Below are 15,299 nucleotides of genomic sequence, written 5' to 3'. Positions count from 1 at the left end.
GCGGCGGGCTTGGGGGCCGGGGGCCGGGGACCGCGCCTGCGGCGGATCTGGGGGCCGGTAGAGGGGCCGCCTGCGGCGGGCCTGGGCGGGGAGCGGGATCGCCTGCGGCGGATCCGAGGGCTGCGGGGGCCGCCTGCGGCGGGCCCGGGGGGCTCTGGGGGAGCGGGATTGCCTGCGGCAGGCCCCCCAGGGGGCGGGGCCGCGTGCGGCGGGCCTGGGGGCTGCGGGGATCGCCTGTGGCGGGGCCGGGGGCTCCCCGGGGGCGCTGGGGGAGTGGGATTGCCTGGGGCGGGTCCGGGGCGTTGTCTGGGGTGGTGGTGGTTTCGGTTCCGTCGTGGGGGGTGTGGTGCGGGGCGGGGCCTAGGGTGGGGGTTTCGGCACAACAGTGATGCCACGGACCGGGAGGACCCCCGTGCGGTACCACAATTCGATCATCGAGCTGGTCGGCGACACCCCGTTGGTGAAGCTCAACAAGGTCGCCGAGGGGATCAGCGCCACCGTGCTGGCCAAGGTCGAGTACTTCAATCCGGGCGGTTCGGTGAAGGACCGGATCGCGATGCGGATGATCGAGGCGGCGGAGGCTTCCGGCGCGCTCAAGCCCGGCGGGACGATCGTCGAGCCCACCAGCGGCAACACCGGGGTGGGGCTGGCGATCGTGGCCCAGCAGAAGGGCTACAAGTGCATCTTCGTCTGCCCGGACAAGGTGTCGACGGACAAGATCAACACGCTGCGGGCGTACGGGGCGGAGGTGGTGGTCTGCCCGACCGCGGTCGCGCCCGAGCACCCGGACTCGTACTACAACGTCTCGGACCGGCTGGTCCGGGAGACCCCGAACGCGTGGAAGCCGGACCAGTACTCCAACCCGGAGAACCCGGCCTCGCACTACCACTCGACCGGCCCGGAGCTGTGGGCGCAGACCGAGGGGCGGATCACCCACTTCGTGGCGGGCGTCGGCACCGGCGGGACGATCTCCGGGACGGGCAACTACCTGAAGGAGGTCTCCGGCGGGAAGGTGCAGGTGATCGGGGCGGACCCGGAGGGGTCGGTGTACTCGGGCGGCACCGGGCGGCCGTACCTGGTGGAGGGCGTCGGCGAGGACTTCTGGCCGACCGCGTACGACCGGCAGGTCGCGGACCGGATCGTGGCGGTCTCGGACAAGGACTCGTTCCAGATGACCCGGCGGCTGGCCAAGGAGGAGGGCCTGCTGGTCGGCGGCTCCTGCGGGATGGCCGTGGTGGCGGCGCTGGAGGTGGCGCGGGAGCTGGGGCCGGACGACGTGGTGGTGGTGCTGCTGCCGGACGGCGGCCGCGGCTACCTGTCGAAGATCTTCAACGACGACTGGATGGCGGACTACGGCTTCCTGCCGGCCGCCACCGACGAGGCGCACATCGGCGAGGTGCTGGCCCGCAAGGACGCGATCGAGCACGAGGGCATCCCGCAGTTCGTGCACATGCACCCCGGTGAGACGGTCGCCGAGGCGGTCCGGGTGCTGCAGGACTTCGGGGTCTCGCAGATGCCGGTGGTCTCCCAGGGCGCCGGGCACCCGGACATCATGGCGGGCGAGGTGGTCGGCTCGGTGGTGGAGCGCGAGCTGCTGGAGGGCCTGTTCAACGGGCGGATCCAGCTGACCGACACCCTGGACAAGGTGATGTCGAAGCCGCTGCCGGTGGTGGGTTCGGGCGAGACGGTGACCAACCTGATGGCGGTGCTGGAGAAGGCCGACGCGGTGGTGGTGCTGGTCGAGGGCAAGCCGCAGGGCATCGTGACCAGGCAGGACCTGCTGGCGTTCCTGACCGCCCGGGCCGGTCACTGACGGCTTCTCAGGGGCCCTTCCGCGCCGGGGGCGTGCGCCGTTCGGGGGAAAGGCGGCGGCCGGGACAGTTGGTACTCGGACGTCACAACAGCGCATCACCCGGTTAACACGGGCAGGGCATCTTTGAAGCACGGCAAGAAGCCGAGAGCGGTGACAGCGGAGGAAGGGAGCGGCTCCCCAGCCTCCGGGGTCACCAAGGACACGACCGGTCGGCCCTGACCCGGCCCACCGTGTCCGGTCCGTGGGAGGCGCCGTCGTCCCGCCCCTGTCATCAGGGTGCGGCGGTTCCCACGGAAGATATCGCGCCGCGAGGCGCGGCTCCGCGAGCTCCCGGGTGGGGGAGTCCGAGCGGAGGAGGCAGGGCCGGTCCGGGTTCGCCCGGGCCGGCCCTTCCTCGTGTCCGGGCCCCGGCGCCCGGCCGCGGGGGCGGCCGCTTTCCCGGAAGGGTGTGCGAGGCCCTAGGCTCGCTGTCATGACCAGCACCGACCTGCCCGAGCAGGACGCACCGCGCTACGTTCGCCTCACCATCGAGCTGATCGCCGAGATCACCGACGAGGGGGCCCTGAAGGCCGCCGCGCTCACCCAGGTCGCCTCGGACGAGTACCTGGAGGACGACGAGCGGGCCCAGGCCGTCGAGGCGATCGAGGTGGACCCGACCGGTTCGCTCGCCCACTTCGTCGACCCGGTCTCGCTGCTCGGCGACATCCCCGGGGTGGAGCTCGCCTCCGCGACCTGGGAGTCCGCCAGCACCGAGTACGACCCCGACGACGAGAGCTGGGACGAGTACGAGGTGCAGTGACGCCGCCCCTCCCCCCGTCCACGAGCCCGGTCCGGTACCCCCGGACCGGGCTTTTGTCCGTTCTACGGGTCACTTGGGTACTCTCGTACGATCTGCACATAAATGAGTGATCTTGGGACGAGGAGCGTGGACGTGACCGCAGCGGAGAAGCAGGACCGGCCGCGCGGCGGCAACTGGAGCCGGCGCGGCGTGCTCTCCGGGCTGCTGGGCGCTCCCGTGCTGCTGCTCGCCGCCTGCTCGGGCGACGGCGGCGGGAAGCCCGCCGCCACGGGCACCTCCGGCTCGGCCCCGGCCGGGGGCGAAGCCTCCGGCAGCCCGTCGACCAGCCCCAAGGCCTCGGTCGCGCAGATCACCGTCACACCCGCCGACGGCACCACCGCCGCGTCGTTCACCCAGCCGGTCACCGTCACCGTGCAGGACGGCACCCTGGTCTCGGTCACCGTCACCGACGGCACCGGGAAGCCGATAGCCGGGCAGCTCTCCGCCGACAAGGCCAGCTGGACCTCCACCGCCAAGCTCTCCAGCGGCACCCGGTACACCGTCGCCGCCTCCGCCGTGGACGGCGACCAGCGCCCGGCCGACGCCAACGCGAGCTTCTCCACCGCCTCCCCGGCCAACACCTTCGTCGGCTACTTCACCCCCGAGGACGGCACCACCGTCGGCGTCGGCATGCCGGTGTCGATCAACTTCAACAAGGCGATCACCGACCGCAGGGCCGTCCAGCAGGCGATCACCGTGGTCGCCGACCCGCCGGTGGAGGTCGTCGGGCACTGGTTCGACTCCACCCGGCTCGACTTCCGCCCGCAGGAGTACTGGGCGAAGGGCACCAAGGTCACCCTCAGGCTGCGGCTCAAGGACGTGGCCGGGGCCAAGGGCGTGTACGGGACGCAGTCCAAGGACGTCACCTTCACCGTCGGCCGCAGCCAGGTCTCCACCGCCGACCTGACCGCCGACACCCTCACCGTCCGCACCGACGGCAAGGTCACCGCGACCTACCCGGTGATCGGCGGCGCGCCCGACCACCGCACCTGGGGCGGCAAGCTGGTGATCTCGGAGAAGTACCAGCAGACCCGGATGAACTCCAGCACGGTCGGCCTGGGCAGCGAGTACGACATCCCGGACGTGCCGCACGCCCAGCGGCTGACCACCTCGGGCACCTTCATCCACGGCAACTACTGGTCGCCCGCCTCGCAGTTCGGCAACGACAACACCAGCCACGGCTGCATCGCGCTGCAGGACGTGCAGGGCGGCAACGACCCGAGCACCGACGCGGCGAAGTTCTACGCGAGCTCGATGGTCGGCGACGTGGTCGAGGTGATCAACTCCGGTGACCGGACGGTCAGTCCGTCCAACGGCCTGAACGGCTGGAACATGAGCTGGTCGGACTGGGTCGCCGGGAGCGCCGTCTGACGCGACGTCGGGCGCCGGGCCGCGCGGCGGACACGCGACGGATACGGTTCGGGCACGGAGGTGGGGGTCTCCTGAGAACGTCCTAAACGGATGGTAAAAATATTCGCGTGCGGGGGGACGCATCACTGTGCTGAGCTTGCCTCCGCGGCAGGGCCGACCGGGCCCGAACCGTCTCCAGTAGCAGGAGCCAAGCCATCAACACCGCCATCCGCCGCTCCGTCCGCGCAGGGATAGCCGTCACCGCCGGGGCAGCCCTCCTCGGCGGCGGTCTCGTCGCCTGCAGCACCGTCAAGCAGCTGAACGCCGGCGAGAAGCTCAGCAGCGCGTTCGACAAGCTCGGCGACTCCCGGACGATCCGGATCGACCTCTCCCTCGACGCGAGCTCCGCCGACCTGGTCGCCTTCGGCGAGGCGGTCGACTCGCCGATCGAGAAGAAGGAGGCCGACCTCCTCTCCGACCTGTCGATCTCCGTCGCGGTCAGCTACGACAAGCCGCTCAAGGACCTCAAGGGCTTCGACTCCGGCTGCAGCGCCGCGGGCGGGACCGGGGGCGGCACCGGGGGCGCCGCGGTCGGCTACGCGCTGAACAGCAAGAAGAACGGCAAGAGCTACGCCGACGTCCGCATCGTCGGCGACAAGGCGTACGTCAAGGCCGACGTCCGCGGCATCGCCGAACTGTCCGGCGAGGACCCGGGCGAGATCGACCGGGGCCTGGCGGACATCCCGGCCGAGGCCGCCCCGCTCAAGGACCTGGTCGACGGCAAGTGGATCGCGGTCGGCCTGGACGACTTCAAGGAGCTGTCCGGGCAGATGTCGGGCGCCGGGCTCGGCGCGGGGGCCAACGCGGGCGCGCCCGGGCTCGACCCGTCCGTGCTGCAGCACTTCTGCGACTCGGTGAAGGGCGCGATCTCCGACAACGTCACGCTGAAGGACCTCGGCAAGACCGGCGACACCGACGTGATCCGGGTGTCCGCGCCCGCCCGTCCGCTGGTCAAGAGCCTGTACGAGTCGTTCAGCAAGGTCGCCGAGGACCTCCCCGGCCGCTCGGCGCGGAACCTCCCCGGTGACCGGGCGCTCGACGGCGTGCCGAACCGGAACTTCCACGCCGACGTGCAGCTCAAGGACGGCCGGGCCCAGGCGATCACCTTCGACCTGGCCCAGTTCGCCGACCAGGACGGCTGGGCCACCCACCTCCCGCTGCGGATCGGCATCTCCGGCGAGGGCCAGGCCGTCACCGCCCCGGCCGACGCCGTCGACCTCGACCTGGGCAAGTTCCAGGACATGCTCGCCGCGATGGACGAGGGCAGCGACTTCGAGGACGACGGCGACTTCTCCACCGGCGGCTCCGGCATCGACTCCTACGCCCCGGCGCTGCCGCTGACCGCGTCCGAGTACGCCCAGCTGGAAGCCCTCGGCATCGACCGGAAGACCGCCGAGGAGCTCAACCGGGAGGGCTTGGGCTTCGCCCAGATCAAGGCCCTGGGCCCCGAGCTCACCTGACCCGGCACCACCGCGGGAACGCGGCGCGGCCCGTCGCAGCAGCACGCTGCGGCGGGCCGCGCCGCGTTCCGGGGCCGCGGGGCGCCGCGCAGCGCGACGTCCGGAAGCCGCCGGACCGGACGGGCGCCCCGGCGCAGGCTGGGGGCATGGAGAACACTGCTGCCACCGCCACCGCGCTGGACGTCCGGGCGGTGCCCGGCCCGGTGCTCGCCGCACTGCGCCGGGTCGACGACGCCGGGCGGGCCCGGGAGGCCTTCGACGCCGGGCCGGGCGGCCAGCCGCTGCGCTGCTGCCTGACCAGGGCCAGGCCCGGCGAGCGGATCGTCCTGCTGTCGTACGCGCCGCTGCTGCGCTGGGCCGCCGAGACCGGCTGCGACCCCGGGCCCTACCTGGAGACCGGGCCGGTGTTCGTGCACGCCGAGCCGTGCGCGGGGCACCCCGGCGGCTGGCCGGAGGGCTTCCACGGCGGGCCGCGGGTGCTGCGGGCCTACTCCGCGGACGGCCGGATCCTCGGCGGGAAGCTCGGCGCGCCGGACGAACTCCCGTGGATCGCCGCCGAGTTGCTGGCGGACCCGGCGACCGCGGTGCTGCACGTGCGGGCCGTCGAGTTCGGCTGCTTCCTGCACGAGGTGCGACGGGGCTGAGCGGGCTCAGCCCTTCGGCTTCGCGTAGTCGGCGTAGCCCTGCCAGTCGAGCATCACGCAGGGCACGTCGCCGACCACCCAGGCGTCGTGGCCGGGCGGGCAGAGCATGAAGTCGCCCTCGCCGAACTCCGCGGCCTCGCCGTCGTCCATCTCCACCCGCAGCCGACCGGAGATCACGTACCCGGCGTGCGAGGCCTGGCAGCTGTCCGTGCCGACGATCGGCCTCACGTGCTCCGACCAGCGCCAGCCCGGCTCGAACACCGCCCGGCCGACGCCGCCGGCCGCCAGGTTCACCAGGGCCAGCTGCCCCTTGCCGCCCTCGAACGGGCGGACCTCCTCCGGTTCGTCCAGACTCATCCGCACCAACCCGGCCATCACCGCTCACCTCCGGCCGAGAACGACCCGCGCCCCGCCGCCGGGCTCGGCGACGGGGCGCGGCTGACCCTTCCATCCTCGGCACCTGGCCGGGCGGGCGCGACGCGGGACGGTCACCCGGCGGCCGGGACCGCCGCCCCCTGCGCCGCGGTCTCCCGGGCCGCCAGCAGTTCGAGCACGGCGCCCGCGCGGTGGCCGACGAAGGAGCCGATCGGGTCGTTGAAGTAGGAGGCCCACGGGTCGGGCACGGCCGTCCCCAGCGCCCGGAACTGCTCGACCGCCTCGGCGGGCCGGTCGGCCCGGTAGTCCATGTACGCCAGCCAGCCGCGGACGTAGGTCAGGCGGCGGTTGGCCGGGTCGGCGGCGGCGAGGTCGGCCCGCACCGCGTCCGCCGCGGCGCGCACCTCGGGGGCGTCGTACGCGTACTCCTTGTCGTAGGCGAACTGCTCCCAGTACGCCTGCAGCTTGAGCACGGTCAGCAGGCTGCCGGCCGGGGCGGCGGCGATCGCGGCGTCCGCGAAGGCGTGCAGGTGGGTGTGGTCGCCGCGGCCGCCGCTCCACTTGGCGCACCAGTACTGCAGCGCGCTGACGTGCGCCGACCAGTGGTGCGGGTCGCGGTCGGTGATCTCCGTCCACAACGCGCGGAAGCGCTCGCGCGGCCAGCTCAGGCCCATCGCGATCGGGATCTGCCCGACGAACGGCAGCGGGTCCTGCGGGTCGGCCAGCCGGACGGCCTCGGCGGCGGCCTCGACCGCGTCGCCGAGGATCTTGTGGAAGACGTCGAACTGCTCGCGGGTGACGTCGCTGGCGCGCTTGGAGGTGCGCACCTTCCAGGCCAGCTCGATCGTCGCGTCGAGGGTGATCAGCGCGGCGTCCGCGTCCTCGGGGCGCTCGGCGCGCCAGGCCCTCAGCCAGGCGTCGTCCTCGGCGGCGTTCTCGCCGAAGCGGCCGACCAGGCCCCAGCGGCGGTCCCGGTCGCCGGAGGCGGCGGCGAACAGCTCGGCGGCCGGGCGCCAGTCGCCCGCGGTGGCGGCGGCCAGCGCGGCGTCCAGCTCGGGGCCGGTCAACCGGCCGTTGTCGACGACCAGTTCGGCGCGGGCGACCAGGCCGTGCTCGGACGGGACGATGGTGGGCCGGGTGGCCTCCTCGATCCGGGCGATCTCGGCCCGGGCGGCCGCGTTGGCGGCCTCCACGGTGGCGGTGCGGCGCTTCATCAGCCAGGTGGCCAGCTTGAAGCCGACCAGCAGCAGGAGCGGGATGATGACGATCAGGCGGGCCATCGGGGGCGGTTCTCCAGGGGGTGGTGGGTCGTCAGGACGAGGCGGGCACGGGGGCCGCGGCCTCGGCCAGCAGGGTGCGCAGCGGGGCGGTGTCGGGGTCGGCGGCGACCGCGGCGTCCAGCGCGCCGGGCAGCCGCTCGGCGGCGTCGCCGGGCAGCACCAGGGCGGCCGGGCGGCTCCAGGACAGCTCCCAGCGGGCGCGCCGGTCGGTGGTCAGGGCCAGGACGGTCAGCGACTCCAGCGCCTCGCGCAGCAGGCCGCGGTGGAACTCCCGGGCGGCCCGGCCGGTGGCCTGCGCGGCCTGCTCGCTCTGCGGCAGCTGCGCGGCGATCTCCGGCCCGCGGCCCGCCTCCAGGGCGTCCAGCATGGCCTCCACGGTGCCGTGCAGGCCGATGCCGGTCAGCGCCCGCAGGATCGGCTGGGCCTGCTCGCGGGCGTGCGCCAGCAGGGTCTCGTGGACCAGGTCCGGCCAGTCGACGCGGCGCTTGGTGGCGGCCTCGGGGACGAGTTCGAGCATCTCCAGCTCGGCGAGCAGGCGCTCGGCGTCGCGCAGCAGGCCCAGCGCGGGCCGCTCCGAGCCGAGGCCCGGCAGGCCGGGGGTGTCGGGCAGCGCCTCCACCGCGGCGACCCGCTGCCGGATCGGCGGGTGCGAGTCGTACGGGCCGGCCTCCTTCTCGGGCAGGTCGAGGCCCATCCTCGCGAGCTCCTCGCGCCGCTCCGGGTCGGCCAGCAGGTGCGCGAGGCCGCCGTAGAACTGGCCGGGCAGCGGCAGCAGGCCGGCCGACCAGCCCATGGTGGCGTAGCGGTCCAGGTAGAAGCCCTGGGCGGCGCCGAGCGCCGGGACGCGGCGCAGCGCGGCGCCGGTGGCGTCCCGGCCGGCGATCTCGGCGGCGTGCCGGTCGGCGGCGAACTCCTGCTGGCGGCGCACCGATTCGGTGACCCGGAAGTACAGCTTGGCGTACTGGGTGAACAGCTTGGCCAGGACGCGTTCGACGCCGCCGTTGCCCGGGTCCTCGTCGCGGGCGCCGCGGCCCCTGGCGGCCCGGTAGGCGTTGTCCTCGGCGATCTCGGCGGCCTTCTGGGCCCGGTGCTGGTCGGCGCGCCGGTGCAGGGTGGCGATGGAGTGCACCAGGGCGTTGTGGCCGGCCACGGTGACGGCGCCGAGGCGGACGTCGTTGTTGGCGTAGTGGCCGAACTCGTGGGCGAGCACCGAGTCCAGCTCGGCCTCGGTGAGGCCCATCAGCAGCGGGGCGCCGACCGCGAGGCGGCGCGGGCCGGGGACGAGGCCGAGCAGCCGGGTCTCCTCGGAGACGTACGCGTTGACGTTCGGGACCAGCCGGATCTCGGCGGGGCCGCGGACGCCGGTGGCCTCGGTGATCCGGTCCACCCGGGCCCACAGCTCGGGCTGCTGCTCGCGGGTCAGCACCAGCCCCTCGCGGTGGTCGGAGCGCGGGCGGCGGGTCAGGAACACCACCCGCAGCACCGGGTAGGCGATGGCGGCGCTCAGCAGCCACAGCTTGACCATGCCGCCGTGGAGGCGGTCGGAGTTGACGACCAGTTCGACGTTCAGCCAGACCAGGCCGACCACGACGGCCGCCGCGAGCAGGTAGAACCCGGCCAGCAGGGCGACGGCGACCAGCGCCCGGGTGGAGGTGCGCATACCGGTGCGCTCCGTGGACATTCCGGGTTCCCCCAGCATCGATCATGTGTACGGGACGGCTGATCGTACTGGTGCGACCTGTTCCGCAGCGAGGTCTTTCGGGTCACGGAAACGCCGCCCCGCGGGCCACCCGGGCCCCCTCCGCCGCACTAGGCTCGGCTGCATGACCGAGCACCAGCTTTCCCACGGCTTCGAGACCCTCGCCATCCACGCGGGCCAGGAAGCGGACCCCCGGACCGGGGCAGTCGTGACGCCGATCTACCAGGTGTCCACCTACAAGCAGGACGGCGTCGGCGGACTGCGCGAGGGCTACGAGTACAGCCGCTCCGCCAACCCCACCCGCACCGCGCTGGAGGAGTGCCTGGCCGCGATCGAGGGCGGCGCACGCGGCCTCGCCTTCGCCTCCGGGCTGGCCGCCGAGGACACCCTGCTGCGCACCCTGCTCAAGCCCGGCGACCACATCGTCATCCCGAACGACGCGTACGGCGGCACCTTCCGGCTGTTCGCCAAGGTGCTGACCCGCTGGGGCGTCGAGTTCTCCGTCGCCGACACCCACCACCCCGAGAAGGTCCGCGAGGCGATCCGCCCGACCACCCGCGCGGTGTGGGTGGAGACCCCCTCCAACCCGCTGCTCGGCATCACCGACCTCGCCGCCGTCGCGGAGATCGCGCACGCCGCCGGGGCGAAGCTGGTCGTCGACAACACCTTCGCCAGCCCCTACCTGCAGCAGCCGATCTCCTTCGGCGCCGACGTGGTGGTGCACTCCACCACCAAGTACATGGGCGGGCACTCCGACGTGGTCGGCGGCGCCCTGGTGGTCGCCGACCCCGGCCTGGCCGAGGAGGTCGCCTACCACCAGAACGCGATGGGCGCGGTCGCCGGGCCGTTCGACGCCTGGCTGGTGCTGCGCGGCATCAAGACGCTCGGCGTCCGGATGGACCGGCACTCGGAGAACGCCGAGAAGGTCGCCGAACTGCTGTCGAACCACCCGAAGGTGACGCAGGTGCTCTACCCGGGCCTGCCCACCCACCCCGGGCACGACGTCGCCGCCAAGCAGATGAAGGCCTTCGGCGGCATGGTGTCCTTCCGCGTCGCGGGCGGCGAGCAGGCCGCCGTCGAGGTCTGCAACCGGGCCGAGCTCTTCACCCTGGGCGAGTCGTTGGGCGGCGTCGAGTCGCTGATCGAGCACCCCGGGCGGATGACCCACGCCTCCGCGGCCGGCTCCCCGCTGGAGGTGCCCGCCGACCTGGTGCGGATCTCGGTCGGCATCGAGTCCGCCACCGACCTGCTCGCCGACCTGGAGCAGGCGCTCGGCTGACCGGCCGCCGCCCGCCGCCGGTTCAACGGCGGTCCAGCAGACCGTCGTTGAACCGGGTCAGCAGCGCGCAGAACACCGCCCGCTCCCCGGCCGTCCACCCCGCCGTCAGCTCGGCGATCAACTCCCGCCGCCGCTGGCGGACCTGGGCCAGCCGCCCGGCCCCCAGCGGCGTCAGCGCCAGCCGCACCGCCCGCCGGTCCGCCGGGTAGGGCAGCCGCGCCACCAGCCGCTCGCGCAGCAGCGGCGCGGCCTGCCGGGTCACCGTCGAGGAGTCCACCCCGAGCTCCGCGGCCAGCGTCTTCACGTTCGCCGGGCCGGTGGCGGCCAGCTGCTCCAGCAGCAGGAACGCGGCCCGGTCGAGCTCCCCGGCGACACTGATCCGCCGCGCGAACACCGCGACCTGGTAAGGGAGTTGACGTTCGGGGTCGAAGCCGTCGGGGTCGGCGGAGGGATCGGGTGCAGGCTGGCTCATCGCGGCTCACGGGGGTGCGGGCGACTCGTGACCAGCAGCGTACGCGCGCCGGGCGAACACCGGAACAGTGCGCGCCCTAGGCTGACTGCCATGCACAGGTGGCCGATCACGGTGGACGACGTCCGGGGCGCGCAGAAGATGCTGGCCGGGGTGGCCCGGGTCACCCCCATGCAGACCAGCCGCCACCTCTCCGCGGTGGCCGGGACGCCCGTCCACCTCAAGTGCGAGAACCTGCAGCGCACCGGCTCGTTCAAGCTGCGCGGCGCGTACGTGCGGATCGCCGGGCTGTCCCCGGTCGAGCGGGCCGCCGGGGTGGTCGCCGCCAGCGCGGGCAACCACGCGCAGGGCGTGGCGCTGGCCGCCGCGCTGCTGGGGGTGCGCTCGACCGTGTTCATGCCGGTGGGCGCACCGCTGCCGAAGGTCGCCGCCACCCGCGAGTACGGGGCCGAGGTCCGGCTGCACGGCGCCAACGTCGACCAGGCGCTGCAGGCCGCCCACGCGTACGCCGAGACGACCGGTGCGGCGTTCATCCACCCCTTCGACCACTGGGACGTGATCACCGGTCAGGCCACCCTGGGGCTGGAGATCCTGGAGCAGTGCCCCGAGGTGCGCACCGTGCTGGTCGGCACCGGCGGCGGCGGGCTGCTGGCGGGCGTGGCGATCGCGGTCAAGGCGCTGCGCCCGGACGTCAAGGTGGTCGGGGTGCAGGCCGCGGCGGCGGCCGCGTACCCGCTGTCGCTGGCGGCGGGGCGCCCGGTCACGCTGGAGCGGTACGCGACCATGGCGGACGGCATCATGGTCGGCCGCCCCGGGGACATCCCGTTCGAGGTGGTGAACGCGCTCGCGGACGGCGTGGTGACGGTCTCCGAGGACGCGCTCTCCCGCTCGCTGCTGGTCGGCCTGGAGCGGCTCAAGCTGGTGGTCGAGCCCGCCGGGGCGGCGCCGATCGCCGCGCTGCTCGCCGAGCCGGGCCGGTTCGAGGGGCCGGTGGTGGCGGTGCTCTCCGGCGGCAACATCGACCCGCAGCTGATGCAGCGGGTGCTGCGGCACGGCCTGGCCGCGGCGGGCCGCTACCTGTCGCTGCGGGTGCGGCTGTTCGACCGGCCGGGCGCGCTGGCCGACCTGCTGTCCGTGCTGGGCAGGGTGGACGCCAACGTGCTGGACGTCGCGCACGTGCGGATCGACCCGCAGCTGGGCCTGACCGAGGTCGAGGTGGACCTGCACCTGGAGACCAAGGGGCCCGAGCACTGCGCGGCGGTGATCGGGGAGCTGCGCGAGGCCGGGTACGTGGTCAGCCGCTGAGGCCGGGCCGGGGCCGGCGGGGGTTGTCAGTGGTGTCCGGCATGCTGTGACCCGCCTCACCTGCAGCGCTTGACGCGATATATCGCGAGTGACAGCATCTTGCGATGTATCGCGAGCTTCGCCGCAGGTGGGCTCGGGTAACAAATCGGATGATTCCCCCGCATAACCGACTCGCATCAGGAGATGAGGCAGGCCCATGGCGGCAGCCATCGAAGCCGAGAACCTGGTCAAGACCTTCGGTGACGTCCGCGCCCTGGACGGCGTGAGCCTGGACGTGCCGGAGGGCACCGTGCTCGGGCTGCTCGGCCCCAACGGCGCGGGCAAGACCACCACCGTCCGGGTGCTGACCACCCTGCTCCAACCGGACTCCGGCCGGGCCACCGTGGCCGGGGTCGACGTCCTCAAGCACCCCAACAAGGTGCGCAGCCTGATCGGCCTCTCCGGCCAGTACGCGGCCGTCGACGAGTACCTCACCGGCCGCGAGAACCTCCAGATGGTCGGCGAGCTCTACCAGATGAGCGCCCGCGACGCGAAGAGGCGGGCCCTGGAGCTGCTGGAGTGGTTCAACCTCTCCGAGGCGATGGACCGCACCGCCAAGACCTACTCCGGCGGCATGCGCCGCCGCCTCGACCTGGCCGCCGCGCTGGTCGTCCGGCCCCCGGTGATGTTCCTCGACGAACCCACCACCGGCCTCGACCCGCGCAACCGGATCGCCCTCTGGGAGGTCATCGAGACCCTGGTCGACCAGGGCACCACCCTGCTGCTCACCACCCAGTACCTGGAGGAGGCCGACCGCCTCGCCCACGACATCGCGGTGGTCGACCACGGCAAGGTGATCGCCCGCGGCACCGCCGACGAGCTCAAGCGCCAGATCGGCGGCGAGCGGATCGAGGTGGTCGTCCGCGCCGCCGACCTCGTCCCCGAGGCCGTCGCCGCGCTCACCCCGTACGCCAAGGGCGACCCGGTGGTGGAGAAGAACACCCGCCGGATCACCGTCCCGGTCAGCGGCGGCGCCCGCGTGCTGGCCGACGCCATCCGCGAACTGGACGCCCGCTCCATCGAGATCGACGACATCGGCCTGCGCCGCCCGACCCTGGACGACGTCTTCCTCTCCCTCACCGGCCACGTCACCGAGGGCGGGGCGGACGGGGACGAGGAGGACGGCGCACCGGCGAAGGCCGGGAAGGGCCGCCGCGGCCAGGGGAAGGACGCCTGAGATGACACTCGCCGACACCCGGGGCGCCATCGGCGGCGCCCCCGTCACCCCGCGGCGCGGCGTCGCCGCCACCGCCCACGACTCCTGGGTGGTCGCCAAGCGCAACCTGCGCCGGATGACCCGGATCCCCGAGATCGTGGTCTTCGGGCTCATGCAGCCGGTCATGTTCGTGCTGCTGTTCTCGTACGTCATGGGCGGCGCGATCGCGATCCCCGGCGCCCAGCCCAGCCACCAGACGTACATCGAGTACCTGATGGCCGGCATCTTCGCGCAGACTGTCACCTTCGCGGTGGCCGGCGCCTCGGCCGGCATCGCGGAGGACATGACCAAGGGCCTGGTCGACCGGTTCCGCTCGCTGCCGATGTCCCGGGCCGCGGTGCTCACCGGGCGCACCCTGGCCGACCTGGTGCAGACCGCGTTCATCCTGGTCGTGCTCTCGCTGGTCGCGCTGCTGGTCGGCTGGCGGATCCACAACGGCGTGCTCGACATGCTCGCCGCGTTCGGCCTGCTGCTGCTGCTCGGCTACGCCTTCTCCTGGATCGGCGCGCTGATCGGCCTGTCGGTGCGCAGCCCCGAGGCGGCCACCTCGGCCGGCCTGATCTGGCTGTTCCCGCTGACCTTCGTCTCCAACGCCTTCGTGCCGGTCAGCTCGATGCCGGACTGGCTGCAGCCGGTCGCCTACTGGAACCCGTTCTCCGCCACCGTGCAGGCCTGCCGCAGCCTGTTCGGCAACCAGCTCGGCCCGGTGCCGGACTCCTGGCCGATGCAGCACGCCGCGCTGGTGTCGGTGGTCTGGTCGGTCGTCATCATGGCGGTCTTCTCCTGGCTGGCGGTGCGCAAGTACCGCCGCGCGGCGGGCTGACCGCCGCTCCGCACGCGACGACGGCCGCCCCGCACGCGACGACGGCCGCTCCCCCCACCCGGGGGAGCGGCCGTCGTCGCGCGTGCGAGGGTCAGCCGGAGAACGGCTTGGCGTCGACGATCTTCACGCCGGCCTTCTTGCCGTTCGGCAGCTCGTACTGGGCGTCCTGGCCGACCGACTTGCCGATGATGGCCCGGCCCAGCGGCGACTGCGGGGAGTAGACGTCGATGTCGCCGTCGGTGACCTCGCGGGAGGCCAGCAGGAACTCCATGGTGTCGTCCGGGTCGCCGTCGAAGGCGACCTTCACCAGCATGCCGGGGGCCACCACGCCGGAGTCGGCCGGAGCCTCGCCGACCTTCGCCCGCTCCAGCAGCTGGGTCAGCTGGCGGATCCGGGCCTCGGTCTTGCCCTGCTCGTCCTTGGCCGCGTGGTAGCCCGCGTTCTCCTTGAGGTCGCCCTCCTCGCGCGCGGCCTCGATCTTCTGGGCGATCTCGATCCGCCAGGGCCCCGTAAGGTGGTCAAGCTCGGCCTTGAGCTTGTTGTAGTGGTCCTGAGTGAGCCAGGTCACGTCATCGTTGGTCTGGGTCACAGGGTGCTCCTCGTCGGTGCTGGCGCCGCCCCGGGGGTGGACCGGCGGCGGTGGGTCGAT

The 15,299-nt window shown here is 73.3% G+C and carries 15 protein-coding genes; 9 read left to right on the top strand and 6 right to left on the bottom strand.

Going from position 1 to position 15,299, the window contains the following annotated elements:
• Window positions 1–412 precede the first annotated feature (412 nt).
• The 3 genes from QSK52_RS34190 (at window position 413) to QSK52_RS34180 (ending at window position 4,022) form a co-directional block, all read left to right on the top strand.
• On the top strand, window positions 413–1,813 hold the full coding sequence (locus QSK52_RS34190; protein WP_285740144.1) for a cystathionine beta-synthase: 1,401 nt from the start codon (window positions 413–415) through the stop codon (window positions 1,811–1,813).
• Window positions 1,814–2,285: 472 nt separating this feature from the next.
• Entirely contained in the window at window positions 2,286–2,612 is a 327-nt protein-coding gene (locus QSK52_RS34185; RefSeq protein ID WP_285740143.1) for a hypothetical protein, read from the top strand.
• Between the two features lie 126 nt (window positions 2,613–2,738).
• A complete protein-coding gene (locus tag QSK52_RS34180; RefSeq protein ID WP_285740142.1) occupies window positions 2,739–4,022 on the top strand; it encodes a L,D-transpeptidase in 1,284 nt (427 codons plus the stop codon).
• Window positions 4,023–4,144: 122 nt separating this feature from the next.
• On the opposite strand, the gene QSK52_RS34175 is transcribed toward QSK52_RS34180, so the two are convergent.
• On the bottom strand, window positions 4,145–4,903 hold the full coding sequence (locus QSK52_RS34175; RefSeq protein ID WP_285740141.1) for a hypothetical protein: 759 nt from the start codon (window positions 4,901–4,903) through the stop codon (window positions 4,145–4,147).
• On the opposite strand from QSK52_RS34175, the gene QSK52_RS34170 reads away from it, so the two are divergent.
• On the top strand, window positions 4,892–5,521 hold the full coding sequence (locus QSK52_RS34170; protein WP_285740140.1) for a hypothetical protein: 630 nt from the start codon (window positions 4,892–4,894) through the stop codon (window positions 5,519–5,521). The two genes, QSK52_RS34175 and QSK52_RS34170, sit on opposite strands and share 12 nt — an antisense overlap.
• A 146-nt stretch (window positions 5,522–5,667) precedes the next feature.
• A complete protein-coding gene (locus QSK52_RS34165; RefSeq protein ID WP_285740139.1) occupies window positions 5,668–6,165 on the top strand; it encodes a DUF1203 domain-containing protein in 498 nt (165 codons plus the stop codon).
• Window positions 6,166–6,171: 6 nt separating this feature from the next.
• Here the strand turns inward: QSK52_RS34165 and QSK52_RS34160 are convergent, their stop codons facing one another.
• From QSK52_RS34160 to QSK52_RS34150, 3 genes are all read right to left on the bottom strand, one after another.
• Window positions 6,172–6,540, bottom strand: coding sequence for a cupin domain-containing protein (locus QSK52_RS34160; RefSeq protein WP_285740138.1), 369 nt, complete (start codon window positions 6,538–6,540; stop codon window positions 6,172–6,174).
• A 113-nt stretch (window positions 6,541–6,653) separates the two neighbouring features.
• On the bottom strand, window positions 6,654–7,820 hold the full coding sequence (locus QSK52_RS34155; protein ID WP_285740137.1) for a DUF4034 domain-containing protein: 1,167 nt from the start codon (window positions 7,818–7,820) through the stop codon (window positions 6,654–6,656).
• 31 nt (window positions 7,821–7,851) lie between these two features.
• Window positions 7,852–9,480, bottom strand: a complete 1,629-nt coding sequence (locus tag QSK52_RS34150) for a M48 family metallopeptidase (protein WP_285740136.1) — start codon at window positions 9,478–9,480, stop codon at window positions 7,852–7,854.
• 163 nt (window positions 9,481–9,643) lie between these two features.
• Here QSK52_RS34150 and QSK52_RS34145 point away from each other — a divergent pair, with 163 nt between their 5' ends.
• Complete coding sequence (locus QSK52_RS34145; protein ID WP_285740135.1) at window positions 9,644–10,798, top strand: cystathionine gamma-synthase; 1,155 nt, start codon at window positions 9,644–9,646, stop codon at window positions 10,796–10,798.
• A gap of 22 nt (window positions 10,799–10,820) precedes the next feature.
• Here the strand turns inward: QSK52_RS34145 and QSK52_RS34140 are convergent, their stop codons facing one another.
• Entirely contained in the window at window positions 10,821–11,270 is a 450-nt protein-coding gene (locus tag QSK52_RS34140; RefSeq protein ID WP_285740134.1) for a MarR family winged helix-turn-helix transcriptional regulator, read from the bottom strand.
• Between the two features lie 90 nt (window positions 11,271–11,360).
• Between QSK52_RS34140 and ilvA the strand changes: the two genes are divergently transcribed.
• The 3 genes from ilvA to QSK52_RS34125 all read left to right on the top strand — a co-directional run bounded on the left by ilvA (window position 11,361) and on the right by QSK52_RS34125 (window position 14,650).
• The gene (gene ilvA, locus QSK52_RS34135; RefSeq protein WP_285740133.1) at window positions 11,361–12,572 is read left to right on the top strand and encodes a threonine ammonia-lyase; all 1,212 of its coding nucleotides are present in this window, start codon (window positions 11,361–11,363) and stop codon (window positions 12,570–12,572) included.
• Between the two features lie 196 nt (window positions 12,573–12,768).
• Window positions 12,769–13,788 carry an ATP-binding cassette domain-containing protein gene (locus QSK52_RS34130; RefSeq protein WP_285740132.1) on the top strand — a complete coding sequence of 340 codons (1,020 nt, stop codon included), beginning with the start codon at window positions 12,769–12,771 and terminating at the stop codon, window positions 13,786–13,788.
• A 1-nt stretch (window position 13,789) separates the two neighbouring features.
• Window positions 13,790–14,650, top strand: a complete 861-nt coding sequence (locus QSK52_RS34125) for an ABC transporter permease (protein WP_285740131.1) — start codon at window positions 13,790–13,792, stop codon at window positions 14,648–14,650.
• Window positions 14,651–14,741: 91 nt separating this feature from the next.
• On the opposite strand, the gene greA is transcribed toward QSK52_RS34125, so the two are convergent.
• Entirely contained in the window at window positions 14,742–15,239 is a 498-nt protein-coding gene (greA, locus tag QSK52_RS34120) for a transcription elongation factor GreA (protein WP_285740130.1), read from the bottom strand.
• Window positions 15,240–15,299: the final 60 nt, after the last annotated feature.

It is taken from the genome of Kitasatospora phosalacinea (assembly GCF_030268885.1).
Taxonomy (GTDB): domain Bacteria; phylum Actinomycetota; class Actinomycetes; order Streptomycetales; family Streptomycetaceae; genus Kitasatospora; species Kitasatospora phosalacinea_C.
The sequence above is the reverse complement of the archived record's forward strand: the minus strand, read 5'-3'. Positions and strand labels throughout refer to the sequence as shown.

What these genes read in the sequence shown, in the direction of transcription:
- QSK52_RS34155 (WP_285740137.1), bottom strand. Translation starts at nt 7,820, where the DNA reads ATGGCCCGCCTGATCGTCATCATCCCGCTCCTGCTGCTGGTCGGCTTC.
- QSK52_RS34130 (WP_285740132.1), top strand. Translation starts at nt 12,769, where the DNA reads ATGGCGGCAGCCATCGAAGCCGAGAACCTGGTCAAGACCTTCGGTGAC.
- ilvA (WP_285740133.1), top strand. Translation starts at nt 11,361, where the DNA reads ATGCACAGGTGGCCGATCACGGTGGACGACGTCCGGGGCGCGCAGAAG.
- QSK52_RS34140 (WP_285740134.1), bottom strand. Translation starts at nt 11,270, where the DNA reads ATGAGCCAGCCTGCACCCGATCCCTCCGCCGACCCCGACGGCTTCGAC.
- QSK52_RS34125 (WP_285740131.1), top strand. Translation starts at nt 13,790, where the DNA reads ATGACACTCGCCGACACCCGGGGCGCCATCGGCGGCGCCCCCGTCACC.
- QSK52_RS34160 (WP_285740138.1), bottom strand. Translation starts at nt 6,540, where the DNA reads ATGGCCGGGTTGGTGCGGATGAGTCTGGACGAACCGGAGGAGGTCCGC.
- QSK52_RS34165 (WP_285740139.1), top strand. Translation starts at nt 5,668, where the DNA reads ATGGAGAACACTGCTGCCACCGCCACCGCGCTGGACGTCCGGGCGGTG.
- QSK52_RS34145 (WP_285740135.1), top strand. Translation starts at nt 9,644, where the DNA reads ATGACCGAGCACCAGCTTTCCCACGGCTTCGAGACCCTCGCCATCCAC.
- QSK52_RS34185 (WP_285740143.1), top strand. Translation starts at nt 2,286, where the DNA reads ATGACCAGCACCGACCTGCCCGAGCAGGACGCACCGCGCTACGTTCGC.
- QSK52_RS34150 (WP_285740136.1), bottom strand. Translation starts at nt 9,480, where the DNA reads ATGCGCACCTCCACCCGGGCGCTGGTCGCCGTCGCCCTGCTGGCCGGG.